The 13,479-nt window shown below is 59.8% G+C and carries 9 protein-coding genes; 8 read left to right on the top strand and 1 reads right to left on the bottom strand.

Annotated features, from left to right (window positions below):
* Positions 1-101: 101 nt before the first annotated feature.
* The 4 genes from LVD12_RS02480 (at position 102) to LVD12_RS02465 (ending at position 4,917) form a co-directional block, all read left to right on the top strand.
* Positions 102-863, top strand: a complete 762-nt coding sequence (locus tag LVD12_RS02480; RefSeq protein WP_237065400.1) for a L,D-transpeptidase family protein — start codon at positions 102-104, stop codon at positions 861-863.
* The gene (locus LVD12_RS02475) at positions 830-1,720 is read left to right on the top strand and encodes a hypothetical protein (protein ID WP_237065398.1); all 891 of its coding nucleotides are present in this window, start codon (positions 830-832) and stop codon (positions 1,718-1,720) included. The genes LVD12_RS02480 and LVD12_RS02475 overlap by 34 nt, the downstream gene beginning before the upstream one ends.
* 191 nt (positions 1,721-1,911) lie before the next feature.
* Complete coding sequence (locus tag LVD12_RS02470; protein WP_237065397.1) at positions 1,912-3,318, top strand: M14 family metallopeptidase; 1,407 nt, start codon at positions 1,912-1,914, stop codon at positions 3,316-3,318.
* Positions 3,319-3,513: 195 nt separating this feature from the next.
* Entirely contained in the window at positions 3,514-4,917 is a 1,404-nt protein-coding gene (locus tag LVD12_RS02465) for an aminotransferase (RefSeq protein ID WP_237065396.1), read from the top strand.
* A gap of 21 nt (positions 4,918-4,938) precedes the next feature.
* Here LVD12_RS02465 and LVD12_RS02460 read toward each other — a convergent pair whose 3' ends face one another.
* On the bottom strand, positions 4,939-5,856 hold the full coding sequence (locus LVD12_RS02460; protein WP_237065394.1) for a LysR family transcriptional regulator: 918 nt from the start codon (positions 5,854-5,856) through the stop codon (positions 4,939-4,941).
* A 613-nt stretch (positions 5,857-6,469) separates the two neighbouring features.
* Here LVD12_RS02460 and LVD12_RS02455 point away from each other — a divergent pair.
* From LVD12_RS02455 to LVD12_RS02440, 4 genes are all read left to right on the top strand, one after another.
* Complete coding sequence (locus tag LVD12_RS02455; protein ID WP_237065392.1) at positions 6,470-8,815, top strand: TonB-dependent receptor; 2,346 nt, start codon at positions 6,470-6,472, stop codon at positions 8,813-8,815.
* Positions 8,816-9,151: 336 nt separating this feature from the next.
* Positions 9,152-11,014 carry a glycoside hydrolase family 3 protein gene (locus tag LVD12_RS02450; RefSeq protein ID WP_237065390.1) on the top strand — a complete coding sequence of 621 codons (1,863 nt, stop codon included), beginning with the start codon at positions 9,152-9,154 and terminating at the stop codon, positions 11,012-11,014.
* Between the two features lie 144 nt (positions 11,015-11,158).
* Positions 11,159-12,667 (top strand): amidase, encoded by a 1,509-nt coding sequence (locus tag LVD12_RS02445; RefSeq protein WP_237065389.1) that lies wholly within the window; start codon positions 11,159-11,161, stop codon positions 12,665-12,667.
* Positions 12,664-13,470, top strand: coding sequence for a putative hydro-lyase (locus LVD12_RS02440; protein ID WP_237065387.1), 807 nt, complete (start codon positions 12,664-12,666; stop codon positions 13,468-13,470). Before LVD12_RS02445 ends, LVD12_RS02440 begins: the two co-directional genes overlap by 4 nt.
* Positions 13,471-13,479 lie beyond the last annotated feature (9 nt).

Here is a 13,479-nt window from a genome sequence, read left to right as displayed (position 1 = left end):
AGGCCACTGGAAATCTCCAGCGCTGGGGTGCTGCCCGGTTTGCCTGTCGCCTGTGTTGGGATATTCTCGGGTGACCCGAAAAACGCAGAGAAGAAAAAATTATGTCCCCAGCCAGATACCGCCCGCTTGTTTCCCTGCTCGCCGCATTGTTTCTGATTGCCAGCCCCGGCTCCATGGCGCAGATACCGGAGGATTCCCGGCAGCTGGTACTGACCCTGAGCAGCGAGTGGGATGCCCCGACAGGGCAGGCCTTTCGGTTCGAACGCCAGGGTGATCGCTGGCAGCAGGTCGGGGTGGAGACGCCCGTGAACCTGGGACGCGCTGGCCTCGCCTGGGGCATCGGACTTCATCCGGAGCAGCCCGGGCAGCAGAAAGTCGAAGGGGATGGCCGCGCCCCGGCGGGTATATTCCGTCTCGGCGATGCGTTCGGCTATGGCCCTTCTCTGGAAACCGGCCTCGATTACCAGCCCATGACCGAGGGGCATTATTGTATCGATGTGAAAGGCTCCCCTTACTACAACCAGACGGTTGATGCGGGGGAGGTTGGGGCCGAGGCCGTGCGCGGGTCCAGCGAGGGGATGCGTCGGGATCTCCATTACGGCGACGACCAGTACAAAAAAGGGATCTTCGTCGCCCATAACCCGGCCAATATCGATGGCGCCGGCAGCTGTATTTTTGTGCATCTGTGGAGTGGGCCGGGCGAGCCGACCGCGGGCTGCACCGCTTTCGCCGAACCTGAACTGGATCGCATGCTCGCCTGGTTGAAAGAGGATGCCAACCCCGTCTATGTGGCCCTGCCTGAAGAGGAATATCGGAAACTGCGTGAGGAGTGGCAGCTGCCGCAGGTGCGCTGGTCCCGATGAAGGGCATCCGGCGGTTGACCGGTCTTCTGCTGGCGCTTGTACCTGCGCTTGCCGGATTGGCGCAGGCGGACGAAGGTCTGGCATGGCAGCAACAGACAGACCGCTGGTCCGTCTGGCAGCGGCTTGATAAGGAGGCCCTGGGAGAGACCCCGCAAGAAGGCCAGACCGGGGAACAGGGCGGCGCACTGCTGGTCCTGTTCCCCGGTTATTCAGTTCAGCGCTCCTGGGCGGAGCGGTGGGCTGAGCAGCTGATCGCGAGCCCCGTTGCCGGTGAAGTCACGGAGACCTGGGTGTTCGCCGGGCCAAAGTCGGTGTTTTACGAGAACCGCGAGCTCCCGATCACCGCCAGCCTTGAGCGCCTGCAGCAATCAAGGGCCTTCGATCGGGTCATCGTGGTGGCCCATTCCAGTGGCAGTTTCCCCGCCCATCTGTGGATCAATCAGCTGGCCTCCCGGGCACAGCTCGGCGAGCGCTATCGCGGACGGGTGGATTATGCCAACCTCGATGGCGGCTCCGGGAAAGGGCTCGAGGGCGGAGACCTGGCGCTGGGCCACGCCGCACTCGCGCTGGCCGGGCAGTGGCTCTCGGTTTCCGTGCACGACAGGGTTACCGGCAGTTTCTCGGCCAACCACGATGCCATGATTGGCCTGGCCAAAGCTCTTCCCGAAGTGTTCACCCATCGCCTGCTGGAGGTGGATTCGGGCTGTGCTGCCAATGCCGGGTGGTGTCTGCATGATGTGCCCATCAATGGCAGGCCCCACGATCAGGCCACGTTTGACCTGGAGCGGGATTACACCGTGTTCACCTCCGCGCATCCCGTCACAACCGACTGGTGGCCGGTTCCCGAAAGCGAATGATGCCTTATCGGGTTCTCCGATAGCTGCTATCGGTGCCGCATCTGGCTTACCTATGGCAGCGGGATTTTCTGCACAATTCTCGACTGTTTCCGGCCTTCGCCCTCAATTGCTCATTGCATCCACATGAAAAGTTGTGGAATATTTTATTCACGAAGTCCGTGAAAATAAGCGATAACAATTGAGTGTGATGTATGGCCAGACAACTCCCCAACCTGCTGGGTGTATTCCTGATGCTCTGTAGTTCCCTGATCATGGCTGCGGCCGGAGGAAAATCCTACATGGACTACAAAGTACCGGGGCTGGACAAGCCGGTGATCCGACAGGCGGACATCCTGCCGCTGATACAGGAGCTGCGAAAGTCGCCACTGTTACAGGTGGAGGAAATCGGTCACTCCTATGAAGGGCGCCCGATTGTCAGCATCGCCATCGGGCGGGGTGATACCCGGGTCATGCTGTGGTCGCAGATGCACGGTGATGAACCCACGGCAACCCCGGCACTGTTCGACCTGCTCACCTACATCACTGCGCCGGAGCAGGCGGAGTGGCGCGAGGGGTGGATGGATGACCTGACCCTGGTCATGGTGCCGATGCTGAATCCAGACGGCGCCGAGCGGAATACCCGGCACAATGCCCAGAGCTTCGATATCAATCGCGACGCCAAGGCCCTGCAGTCACCGGAGGGGCGGGCGTTGATGGACCTGGCCAGGTCGTTCGAGCCGCGGTTCGGCTTTAACCTGCACGACCAGAGCCGGCACTATGGTGTCGGTCAGAAAGACCGTATGGCCACCATCTCTGTGCTGGCGCCGGCCTACAACGAGGCTCGTGAAGTCAATGCCAGCCGCGAGCGGGCGATGAAGCTGATCGGTGCCCTGGTAGAAGAGATTGAGCCCTTTATCGGCGAGCATATCGCCAAGTACGATGACACCTATGCCTGGCGCGCCTTCGGCGATACTTTTTCAGAGATGGGCATCAGCACCATCCTGATCGAGTCCGGCGCACATCCCAACGACCCGAATCGTCAGGTCGCCCGCCATATGAACTTTGAAATGCTGGTGGCTGCCATCGACAGCATTGCCATGGGCAGTTATGAGTCGGTCTCCACAGCTGTGTATGACGCCATCCCCTTCAATCGTGAGGATGCGTTTGTCGATGTCAAAATCGACAATGTGCGCGCTGGTAACGGGCGTGACAGCTATCTGACCGATATCGCGATCAACCGTCGCTATGGCTCCGTCAGTGTGGTGGAAGCCGGGGACCTGTCCAATTTGTTCGGGGCGTTGCGCTTCGATGCCGAGGGCACCCGCTACCAGGCACCGAAAGCCTATACCCTGCAGGAAACGCTTGAACTGACTGACCAGCGTTATCTGGAGCTGTTGCGCAGTGGCTATGGTTATTTCGTGGGTGACAGTGAGTTGCTTGTCAGGGAGACCCGTCTGCCGGTGGTGATGAATCCCCAGAATCCCCAGGGTGAGCGCCCGGCACGTCGCCACGGCGCGACCTTCCTGCTGAGCGATGACAAGGGCGTACGTGTAGCCGTGCTCGACGGCGAGCTGGTCGATGTTCGCGATGGCGATCGCCTGCTACTCGCAGCGGAATAAATTCTGGCTGCCGCCCCCGGCTGTTGGGGCGGCAGCAACCATCCCTCCCTCCCTCCCTCCCAACCATCGCCTCCGTCCCAACCATCGGTAGTGTCGATGGGTTCAAACTGTCCAATATCTCACCCCGCCATAGACTGTTCCAGGTTCCTACTTCTGCCGCGGCAAGGCTGGCGGCGCGATTGAGACGGTAAAAACATGAGCAAGAAGAAATACTGGGAAGCAGACAAGCGGCACTGGATGCACCCCTGGACGCACTTCGAGTCCTTCCAGGAGGAGGGGTCACTGATCATGTCCCGTGCCAAGGGCAGCCGGGTCTGGGACAGCGGCAGCAAGAGTTATTTCGATGCCGTCGGCGGGCTCTGGTGCACCAACATCGGCCTGGGCCGTGAGGAGATGGCGGAAACCATTGCCGAGCAGGTGCGGCAGCTCGCCTACGCAAACCCCTTCGTGGATATGGCCAATGAACCGGCGATCAAACTGGCAGCCAGGCTGGCGGAGCTGGCTCCCGGGGATATCAACCGGGTCTTCTTCAGTTGCGGCGGATCCACTGCGATCGACACGGCTTTCCGCCTGGTGCACTTTTACCAGAACTGCCGCGGCAAGCGGGAGAAAAAGCACATCATCGCCCGTCGCGGTGGCTATCACGGCAGCACCTATGCCGCCATGTCGATCACGGGCAAGGCGGGAGACAAGATTCCCGAATTCGACTACATCCAGGACACCATCCATCATCTCTCCTGCCCGAACTTTTATCGTGCTCCGGAGGGGCTGGATGAACAGCAGTTCTGTGACCTGCTGGTAGACGAATTCCAGCAGAAAATCGACGAGCTGGGGGCAGACAGGATTGCCGCCTTTTTTGCCGAGCCGATCCTTGGCTCCGGCGGCGTAATCGTGCCACCGGCCGATTACAACCGCCGCATGTGGGAGCTCTGCCGGGCCAATGACATCCTGTTTGTGGCGGATGAGGTGGTCACTGCTTTCGGTCGGGTAGGGCACTGGTTTGCCTCAGAGGACATGTTCGGCATACAGCCGGATATCATCACCTGTGCCAAAGGATTGACCTCGGGATATCAGCCGCTGGGTGCAACGCTGTTTTCCGACCGCATCTACGACGTCATCTCCACCGGTGACCCGGATCGTTACTTTGCCAGTGGCTATACCTACTCCGGACACCCGGTGGCATGCGCAGCGGCACTCAAAAATATCGAGATCCTCGAGCGAGAAAACCTCCTGCAGCGGGTAGTCGAAGTGGGTGCCTATTTTGAAGAGCGCCTGCAGACGCTGCGGGACCTGCCCCTGGTGGGGGATGTGCGCGGCAAGCGCTTTATGATGTGTGTGGAGAATGTGCGGAACAAGGCTACCCGTGAACTTTTCCCGGACAGCCTCAATATCGGCAAGTGGATTTCCGACCGGGCCGAGCAGCAGGGCTTGATTGTGCGCCCGATCGTGCACCTGAACGTGATGTCGCCGCCGCTGACCATGGATCACCAGGAAGTGGATTTCGTGGTGGAAAAGCTGGGCCAGGCCATCGAGCAGACTCACCGGGACCTGATTGCCGAGGGGCACCTGTCATCGCGGACAAAAGCCCTGGCAGGCTGATCCCGGTCGGGGCAGGCCGGTTCAGGCCGGCTCTGCTTCGCGTCCGGCCAGCACCCGGGAAACCTGATCGATCAGGTTCTGCCCGGCTGGCCCCAGCACCTTGCGGCGCGACCAGATCAGGTCGGTGCCATGGGGGTATGGGGTCAGCTGGAAGTCGGTGGGCAGGATAGTGATCGTGCCCGCATCCAGGTGCGGCTGGGCAATATGCAGGGGTACGAAGGCCCAGCCAAGGCCCGCGGTCAGGAGCGTCATGAACAGGGAGTAGCTCTCCAGATACCAGATGCGATCACTGAGGTCGTTTTCTGGCAGTGAGCCCTGTTCCCCGGAAGCGCTGATGCGCAGGTGCAGATGGTTGTGCAGGTCCTGGCTGGAAACCAACGGCTGTGACGCCATCGGGTGCTGTACACCGGCAACCAGCACGAAGCTGCAGCTACCCACCCCGCGGAAATCAAAGTCCTCCGGGTAGTCTCCCTGGCTGATGACGATACCGATATCTGCAGTACCCTCCTTTACCAGTCTGGCCGCGGTGTCTCCCGACGCGTGCAGCAAGTTGAGCGAAACGGTGGCATAGCGCTCATAGAAGGGATTCAGCCCCCGCACCAACTGCTTCAGGTCGATGGCGGACTCGTCGATGGCGATCGTGAGGGATTCCTCCAGGCCGGCATTGAGGCTGCGGCTCTTGGCCTCGAAGCGGGAATAGGAGTTGAGCAGCGCGCGGACATCCTGCAGCAGTGCCCGCCCCTGAGCCGTCAGCTTGGGCTCGCGTCCAGAGCGATCGAACAGTTGCAGACCGGTGTCGATCTCCAGGTTGCTGATCAGGCCTGAAATGGTGGACTGGGCCTTACCCAGGCTGCGGGCCGCGGCAGAAAAAGACCCGCTGCGGGCGGCGGCCTCGAATGCTTCCAGTTGCTCAGGGGCGATAAAAAAACGCGAATCCATCGGGAACTCCGGTACTTCGTTATTCTGCTTTTCCAATCCGTGACGGCCTATGGCTGCCATCGGCAGTGCCGATGGTTGTGACTCTATCAGGGCCGCCTGCTGCTGAAAAGCCCTGCATTTTAGCTCACTACTCACGTAAAAAGCGGCAGAAAATCCCGGTCGGGGGGGGAGGCCGCCGCGGGGGTGAAATCCAATACAGCCCCTGAACATTGCTGTTGGTAGTGGGTTTCAGCGCGCAAAATCGGTGCCGGCGCGCACTTCTGTCTTATTTTCTGCACCGTGAGCGTGCGCGGAAACCTGTCTGCAGGGTGGGGCAGTGGAAGTATCGCCCAGACCTATGGTTGATATTTTTCGATTACATCGCGGCTGCGCGATGCTGGAGCCAAGGGTGAGGAGTCTGTGCGCCCGTGCTTAGGTCAATCAGAAAAATAAGGATCAGGGTATGTTGCCGTTCAAAAAAACACCGCTCGCATTTTTAATTTCCTCTCTGACGCTGACATTTGCACCCGTCCTGTATGGGCAAGATGAAGCAGGGGCGCAAGAGGCGAAAGAGAGTAGCGTGGCGACTTCTGCCACCACCTCCGCGGGAGAGCAAAAGTCGAAGAAAAAGACTGTGAAAAGAGGCAGTGATGCCGCAGTTGAAGAGTTGGTGGTGACTGCCACCAAGCGTGCCTCCGCTGCTTCTGACCTGCCGATGAATATCACTGCGATCTCGGGCGAGGCTTTGCGTGAGCAAAACATCACCGACGTCAAGCGCCTGATACAGGACAGCGTCGAGATCAGCGCGCCGGATAGTGGTGCACGCTTTGCTGACTCCGTGACCGTCCGTGGTCTCAACGTATCCCCCGTCAGTGCCAACAACCTGGAACAGTTCGTCAAGAGTACGCTGGCTTACTACATTGATGATACGCCCCTGCCAAAGCTGGGATTCCGAATCAAGGACATCAACCGTGTTGAAAAACTGCTGGGCCCGCAGGGTACCCTTTACGGTGCCGGTAGCCTCGGTGGCACTATCCGCTATATCACGAACGAGCCCACGCTCGACGAATTTGAGTTCAGTGTGAATACCGCGGCCTACCAGGTCGACGGAGGGGGGCTCAGTAACGACACCGACTTTGTGGTGAACCTGCCGGTTTCCGATACCTTTGCGGTTCGCGCATCTGCGGCATTCCTGGACGAGGCCGGATATGTTGACCGCGCTGCGAATCCGCCGTGGAGGACCGGGGATGATGCCTATATCAGTGATCCGAACCCGAATCAGGCCATCTACGAGGATGACAACTGGCAAGAGGTGACTACGGCCAAAATCGCAGCGCTCTGGGCCCCCACAGAAAATCTGGATGTCAAGCTTACCCATATGCAGCAGGACCAGCTGGCTCATGGTACTCGCGGTGCCAACCGCCTGCCGTTGTCTGAGGCTGATCCAAAATATGCGTCAATGGATTTCGGGGACTTCAAAACCCCTTATGCCATCAATGATCACACGATCATCTCGCCCCACGAGGAGTATGCCGACAAGGATTTCTCCCTGGATGTGCTGGATATCAACCTCGATCTGGGTTTTGCAACCCTGACATCCAGCACCTCAAAGTTTGAAGACACCAGTATTGGCGAGGCCGATTATACCAGCCAGGGCTATGCCTATTACGGCTGGGCAGGATTTGGTGCGGCAGATACCAACATCACTGCTTACATGACATTTGATAATGCCTATGAAGGCTTCAGTCACGAGACCCGACTGGTATCTGCGCCAAATGACAGTTACGAGTGGATCGTTGGTTTCTACACGACTGAGCAGGATAGCTCTATTGCATTCAGAGAGATTATCCCGACCATTGATGAGGAGCTTTCCTGGAAGCGTGTCGCGAGTGTAACCGATGTCGGTTACGAGGAAGACTACCGGGGTACTTATTCAGAAGACGCGGTTTTTGGTGAATTTTCTTACAGTGTCACGGACAAGTTGACCGTAACTGCAGGTGCGCGTGTCTTTAACTATGAAGACAAGCGTCACACTATCCTGCTGGATCACACATTTGCCCTACCGGACCAGGATCTGCGGACGGAAGGTGGGGAAGACAACAAGAGCTTCTTCAAACTCAATGCCTCTTATGACATCAATCAGGATGTTCTGGCTTATGTGACACTTTCCCAAGGTTTCCGCCGCGGTGGGCGGAATAACTTCCGCGACTATGCCGGCTATGAAGTAGCAGATGATTCCAAGTTCTATGAGCCGGATTCCATTGATAACTTCGAGCTGGGCCTGAAGGGTTACTTCTTCGACCAGCAGCTGTATCTGCAGACCAATGTCTACCAGATGAACTGGAAGGATCCCCAGACCTATCGCTCGCAGGCAGTGGAGTATGGTTTCCCCATCAATGGCACCGAAAACGGGCCGGATGCCGAAACCAAGGGCTGGGAGTTTTCTTCCCGCTACAGGCTCAATGACAACTGGTCACTGACGTATTCCACAGCGACGACAGAGGGCCGCTTTACCGATACTCTGACACACTGTATGTACAAGAACACCGGTGGCTCTACCGGTGACGACTACGCTTGTCGTACCTGGGTCGAGGGTGACCTTCTGGGTGGTTCGCCGAAGTGGAAGCACAATATTGGTGTCAGTTACTCTGGTGAAATTGCGGGATATCCGCTGTGGGCTTCACTGCGCGGTAACTACGTGGACGAGACCAATACCGACCGTGAAGACAGTGTACTGATCACTGATGCTGAAACCGGGCAGGTGACCAAGGATACCTGGACCCCCTGGGTGCGCCCCGCCTACACCCTGGTTCATGCCAATGCGGGTATGCGTTTCGATAAGATTGCCGCAGGTCTTTGGGCCAGCAACCTGCTGAATGACGACCCCATTGTGTCCAGCCAGTCTGGTGGGGTGCTCGGTCGTCGGATCTTCAATGCGACTCCCCGCACCATTGGCCTGAGTCTTTCCTATGACTTTTAAGCGAAGCCCCTCCTGATAGTTGGTCGGTGCGAGCCGGACATTCCACGCGGGGTAAGAGGTTACTGCCCCCGGCGCAGGATGGCTGGTAGTGAGTGCACCTGGCCGCTACTCTCCCAGCATTTGGGCCGGCTCGTCCGGCCCTTTTTTATGCTGGAGAGGGAACCTGTGATGTCATGCACCTTCGTGTTATTGAGCGCTTGTGCAGCCATCGCTTCTCCGGCAGAATAAAATATTCCAGATTTTTTAAAAGTGAATAATGGATTATCCCCGATGATGCCTACCCGTCTCCTGAATCTTCTGCGCCGTTCCGGGGCGCTTGCCACTGCGGTGGCCCTCATGGGTTCGATTAGTGCCTGTGGCAGTGATGGCTCCGAGCAGCGCGCCCAGCTCCTGCGGGACAAGATCGCCCAGAAAATCATGCTGGATATACGCTACTTCTGCCCGGACCAGCAGCGCACCGAGGAGAACCGTGGTCACTGTGCGGAGCCGGTGACGGAGCTGCCCGGGGCCCTTGCCAGGATGATCAGCGACACCGGAGTCGGAGGTGTCATCCTGTTTGCAGACAACCTGGAAAGTGTCGACCAGATCATCGGCTTGAACAGCGACCTGCAGGCCGCTGCGGCGGCCTCTCACCTGGGCAGCCCGCTGCTGATCGGTATCGACCAGGAGGGGGGCAGGGTGCACCGCCTGCCCCGGGCGGAGGTGGTCGCTTTTGCCGGCAATATGGCGATTGGAGCCACTTTCCCCCTCCATGGCGATCGCTTTGCCGGGGAGACCGCAGCGGCGATGGCGGAACAGTTGCGGGCTCTCGGCTTTAATGTGAATTTTGCCCCGACCCTCGATGTGAACAGCAACCCGGAGAATCCGGTCATCAATGTGCGCTCCTATTCGGAGAAGCCGGAAGTGGTGGCGGAACTGGGTATCGCCGCGATCCGTGCGTTCCAGGAGCAGCAGGTGGCAGCCACGGTCAAGCACTTCCCGGGTCACGGAGATACCTCGGTGGACAGTCACACCGGTCTGCCGCGGGTGGACCGTTCCCTCGAGCAGGCCCGGGCCATGGACCTGCTGCCGTTTAGCCGTGCCTTCGACCAGGCCCAGCCAGCACTGACCATGACGGCCCATATCCAATATCCGGCCCTCGATGACACGACACTGGTCTCCCTCGATGGCGAAGAGATCGTGGTGCCGGCGACACTCTCCCGTCGTATCCTCACCGATCTCCTGCGCGATGACATGGGCTACGAGGGCGTGATCGTTACCGACTCTCTCGGCATGGCCGGCATCAGTGATTATTTCTCGGTGGAAGATGCGGTGGTGAAAACCTTTGCCGCCGGTGCGGATATCGCGCTGATGCCATTGAAAATCCGTTTCCCGGAAGATATTGCGCGTCTCGACCAGATCATCGACCGCGCCGTGGAGGCCGTGCTTGAAGGCGAGCTTTCGGAAGCGGAGATCGATGCTTCCCTGGCCCGGATTGAGTCCCTGAAGCAACGCTATATCGATTCGCAGTGGATTGCCGCCAGCGAGAACGAGAAGCGTAAAAAGGCCGAGCAGGTCCTGGCGGATCCGCAGCATGCCCGGTTGGCCGATGAGCTGGCGAGCGCCGCAGTCAGTGCCATCTACCCGCCCGCTGAGGGTGTCCTGCCGGTACTGGATAAAAAGGGCGGGAAGATCCAGGTGATCGCACCAGCGCCCGCCGTGGGCGAGGCTTTCCGCCTGTCTCTGGAGGGTGTGACCAACGCAGCGGTGGAAGTGCTCGACCCGCACACCGCGCTGGAGCGGTTGCAGGCCACCAGCGGTGACGTGCTGATCGTCGCCAGCATCGTACCCGGTGAGAGTGCGGTGGAGCTTGGTGGCATGGAGGACCTTGGCCGCCTGCAGCGTCCGCCCATGGCACTCGACGACCTCTACGAAACCTATCGCAAAAGTCTCGCCATCGCCCGCGAGCGGGGACAGAAAACCGTCTTTGTCAGCATGCGTTCGCCCTATGAGGCAGCACGTTTCCAGCGCCTGGCGGACCTGCACCTGGCGAGTTTCGACTACAAGGCCTATATCGGCACCGGCGATCTGTTGCAGGGGCCCATCTACCGCGCCCTGGCCTCTGCACTGGTGAGCGATGCCCTGCCCACGGGACGCCTGCCAGTCACGGTGGAATCGGAAGAGCAGGAAACCCCGATGGAAACGGCCGCCGGAGGCTGAGCCGGATTCAACAGCGACAGGCCGGAGACCCTGCGGGATTACGCTCTGGCCTATCGGTCGCGCCATTAGTTCGTCACTTAAGCTGCATCGTGGATTTGCGCAAACTGGACTGAACCACTTCCAACAATAACAGCAGGGTGTTCCATGTCCGAGGATCTGTGTTATCTCGATGCCTGTGAAGCAATTGGGCTTTTCAGGAAGGGCGAGATCTCGCCAGTGGAAATCCTGCGTGCCCAGACAGACCGCATCGAATCCTCCGGTGCGGCGATCAATGCTTTTACCGCACGGCATTTCGAGCGCGCATTACAGGAAGCCCGTCAGGCAGAGGGCGCCTATCGCCGTGGCGAGGCGCGTCCGCTGGAGGGGATCAATACCGCGATCAAGGATGAGACCTTCATCAAGGGTGAGATCACCACCAATGGCTCCCGCCTGATGCGGGACAACTGTGCCGACGTGACCGATCCTGTGCCGGAACGCCTGCTGGCTGCCGGTGCTGTGTTCAGCGGGCGTACGGCGACGCCGGAATTTTCGGTGGCCGCCTTTACCTGGTCGGACCTGTGGGGCGTGACACGGAACCCGTGGAACCGCGCCATCACTCCCGGCGGCTCTTCCGGCGGTTCTGCTGCGGCGGTTGCCGCCGGTTTCTGCACCATCGCCAACGGCACGGACATGGGCGGGTCGGTGAGGATCCCCGCATCCCAATGTGGCCTGGTGGGGCTCAAGGCCTCCTATGGTCGAGTGCCGGAAATCCCGCCCTACAACGTGGATCCCTACGTGCACCACAGTGTGCTGACCCGCAGCGTGCGCGACACGCTGCTACTCTACAATCTGATTGCCGGCCCCCATCCCGTGGACCTGATGTCGCAATTGCCCAAGGAAGTGGTGGCGCCGGAACCGCTGGACTTGCGTGGCATTCGTATCGGCCTGTCCCTCGACCTGGGCTTTTACCCGCTCGAGAGTGATGTGCGGGCCAACACCCTTGAGTTCGCGGACATGCTGCGCCGTCTGGGCGCCGAGGTGGATACCGTTGCCCTGGACTGGGACGAGCGCTGTATCCGCACGGCACAGATCCACCAGGGCGCGCAGATGGGGCATATGCTGCGGCAGAAATTCGATCATCCCGAGTATCGCGATCAGCTGACGTCCTATGCGCGCCATTACTTTGCCCTGTCCGAGCAGGCGACTCCGGAGGAAATTCTCTGGGCCCATGGCTATGCCCAGCAGATGTGGGAGTCGCTGGAGCGCGCGTTCAGGGACTGCGATTTCCTGTTGTGCCCCACCGTTTGTACGACCAACGTGCCGGCAGATTTTGATTACAGCCGCGACCAGGTCAGCGTCGACGGGCAGGCGGTGGACCCGGTCAAAGGCTGGTTCATGACCTATCCCTTCAATACCCTGAGCCGCTGCCCGGTGCTGTCCATGCCGAGCGGGATTGCCGCCAATGGCGTGCCCACCGGCGTCCAGCTGGTGGGCAGGCCCTATGCAGATTCGGCAGTGCTGCGCGCAGCGCTGGCCGTGGAGCGGGCAGGGCAGCCTTTTATCCGCAGCGATAACCGCCCAGCTTTACCGGGTGATCAATGGGGTGGGAGAAAGGATCATGGCAAGGATCGTGGACAGGATCATGAAAAGAATCGTGAGAGAGTCGAAGCATGAGCCAGCGTGATGCCACGGAGCTGAGGACGGAAATCCGGGGCGGACATTTCTGCGGGCCCACCTCCGGGCTGGCCCCGGGTTTCGTGCAGGCCAATATCGCCATCGTGCCCGCCACCCAGGCCGGGGATTTTGAAGCCTTCTGTGATGCCAACGCTCGCGCCTGTGCGCTGCTGCACCGCTCACAGCCCGGGGAATATCTGCTGCCTGAGCTCGGTGACGATATCGATATCCGCACTGACGTACCCCGCTATCAGTTGCACTCCCCTGGTGGCGTAGCCGAAGAGGTGACCGATATCCGCGATTTCTGGCGGGATGATCTGGTGACCTTTGTCCTCGGCTGTTCTTTTTCCTTCGAGGAGGCCCTGCTCGGCCACGGACTGGAAGTGCGCAATGTGACCGACGGCTGCAACGTGCCCATGTATCGCACCAGTCGTCGTTGCCAGTCGGTGGGGCGGTTTGCCGCGCGCCTGGTGGTCAGCATGCGTCCGTTTCCCGCCGAGGCACTCGACCGGGTTCACAGTATCTGTGCCCGCTATCCCCTCGTGCACGGCGCGCCGATATTTGCCGGCGATCCATCCGAACTGGGGATTGCGGATATCCGGCGGACCGACTTCGGCGATGCGGTTCGCGTTCGCGCGGGAGAAGTTCCCGCCTTCTGGGCCTGCGGGGTTACAGCCATCGAGGCTGTGCGCAATGCGGGCCTCGACTTCTGTATTACGCATAGCCCGGGCCATATGCTGGTGACTGACCACCTCAATGAATCCCTGGCCGGGGTGAGTGCCCGTGAGCAGCTGCAGTGGTAGGGAGTACGG

It is taken from the genome of Microbulbifer guangxiensis, assembly GCF_021729075.1.
In the GTDB taxonomy this organism is placed as follows: Bacteria; Pseudomonadota; Gammaproteobacteria; order Pseudomonadales; family Cellvibrionaceae; genus Microbulbifer; species Microbulbifer guangxiensis.
Note: the sequence above shows the minus strand (reverse complement) of the source record. Positions and strands in the feature narration are given on the sequence as shown.

Coding starts and splice junctions, on each gene's coding strand:
- LVD12_RS02480 (WP_237065400.1), top strand. CDS start 102: ATGTCCCCAGCCAGATACCGCCCGCTTGTTTCCCTGCTCGCCGCATTG.
- LVD12_RS02470 (WP_237065397.1), top strand. CDS start 1,912: ATGGCCAGACAACTCCCCAACCTGCTGGGTGTATTCCTGATGCTCTGT.
- LVD12_RS02465 (WP_237065396.1), top strand. CDS start 3,514: ATGAGCAAGAAGAAATACTGGGAAGCAGACAAGCGGCACTGGATGCAC.
- LVD12_RS02460 (WP_237065394.1), bottom strand. CDS start 5,856: ATGGATTCGCGTTTTTTTATCGCCCCTGAGCAACTGGAAGCATTCGAG.
- LVD12_RS02450 (WP_237065390.1), top strand. CDS start 9,152: ATGGGTTCGATTAGTGCCTGTGGCAGTGATGGCTCCGAGCAGCGCGCC.
- LVD12_RS02445 (WP_237065389.1), top strand. CDS start 11,159: ATGTCCGAGGATCTGTGTTATCTCGATGCCTGTGAAGCAATTGGGCTT.
- LVD12_RS02440 (WP_237065387.1), top strand. CDS start 12,664: ATGAGCCAGCGTGATGCCACGGAGCTGAGGACGGAAATCCGGGGCGGA.